The organism is Corynebacterium sp. HMSC036D03, assembly GCF_001836185.1.
GTDB classification, from domain to species: domain Bacteria; phylum Actinomycetota; class Actinomycetes; order Mycobacteriales; family Mycobacteriaceae; genus Corynebacterium; species Corynebacterium simulans.
Genome location: NZ_KV827724.1, coordinates 1 through 1,531, shown reverse-complemented (window position 1 = coordinate 1,531; position 1,531 = coordinate 1). Strand labels below are relative to the sequence as shown.

The window sequence follows — 1,531 nt, the reverse complement described above, 5'->3', positions numbered from 1 at the left end:
GGCTGTGGGGATGTCTCTGTAGAGCTCTCCGCTGCGCATCATGGCGAAGAGGACGTTGAGGCGTCGGCGTGCGAGCGCGACGACTGCGGCGTTATGTCTCTTGCCTTCTTTGCGTTTTCGCTCATAGAATTGCCGGGAACGCTCGTGGAATCTGATCGATGCAAAGGACGATTGCCATAGGGCGTTCTTCAATTTCTTGTTGCCGGCCCGGTTGGGCGAATTCGACATGATCGACGTTCCCGACTGATTCGTCTGCGGCGTCAGGCCTGCATAGGAAGCCAGGTGCGCTGCATTGGGAAAGTCGGACATATCGCCGACGGTCATAAGGATTTGCGCGGCGCTACGTGGGCCGATGCCGGGCATGGACAAGAGAATCTCGGTCTGAGGAATGTCCTGGATCAGCTCGAGTACCTGGGCTTCAATCTCTTTGCGGTGCTCCAGCTTGGCTAGTGCATCTTTGGCGGACATTGCTACGCCAAGTTCCGCGTATTCTGCGCCGGCGATGGATACCGTCTGGCCGTGGATCGCAGCAAGCATGGCATCGATAACTGGTTCAGGATTACGTGCCCTGTGACCACGTGCGAAAGCTGTCAGCCGTGCTTTGCCGACGCGTCGAATCTTGGTGGGGCCACCGTATTTCGCCAGAAGGTGGAGAATCCACTTGCGGTGAATCATCTGCCCACGTAGGACATGTTCGAATGCGGGGTAGGTGCCCACGAGCGCGGATCGCATCTGGTTGATCAGGCGTGTGTAGGCGCGGGCGAGGTCTTCGTCGATACCGTTGAGGACTTTCAGCTGGAGGAAGACTTCCTCAACGCGGTCGACGCTACGCAGGGCATCTGGCAGGTTGAGGCCGGCATGGGCGATGACATAAGCGTCGCGTACATCGGTCTTGGAGTTGCCGACGTGGATACGTGAAAGCTGTCGCATGGCAAGCCCGGGGAGGTAGCGAACGTCGGCTCCCATTGCTTGGGCGACTGCGACGGTTAGCCTGCCGATGTTGTTGGGCTGATCGACGACGACAAGGACTTCGGCGTCATTGGCCAGGAATTTGCCGAAGAGCTTGCGTAGCGAGCCTTCGTGCTGGTTGATGCGTTTGGATAGGACTTGTCTGCCCTGGGGATCGAGGACGCAGGCGTGGTGGAAGTATTTGCCGACGTCCATTCCAATGACGAAGTCATAGGCCATGAGTCTGTGCCTCCTAGCGATGAGTAGGGAGTTGGATTATTTACGCTTCATCGCTGGGGTGGTCGGACATACTGGCGCTGGCATCCACATTACTGTGAGACCTCGTGCCGCCTGGGCCGGGTCAGGTTCCTATTGAGCTGTTTGAGTATGTCACTGTCTCCGGTGGCATCACCCCCCGGATCATTTTCTTAACAGGGACAGGAATAAGCCATACCGAAGCCAGCGACTAGTTCCACTGTCCTTTCGGACGGCGGGAACGGACATAAACATAGCCCCTCCCACTCGGGTGGACAGGCTATGAATCTTCGGCGCCCTGGGGTGGAACTGCTAACAACGTAATGGG

General features: G+C 57.6%; 1 protein-coding gene. It reads right to left on the bottom strand.

The features are described from left to right. Positions 1 to 1,188 (bottom strand): IS110 family RNA-guided transposase (locus tag HMPREF2692_RS02895; protein WP_061925177.1); only part of this gene is annotated, 1,188 nt, incomplete at its 3' end. Positions 1,189 to 1,531 lie beyond the last annotated feature (343 nt).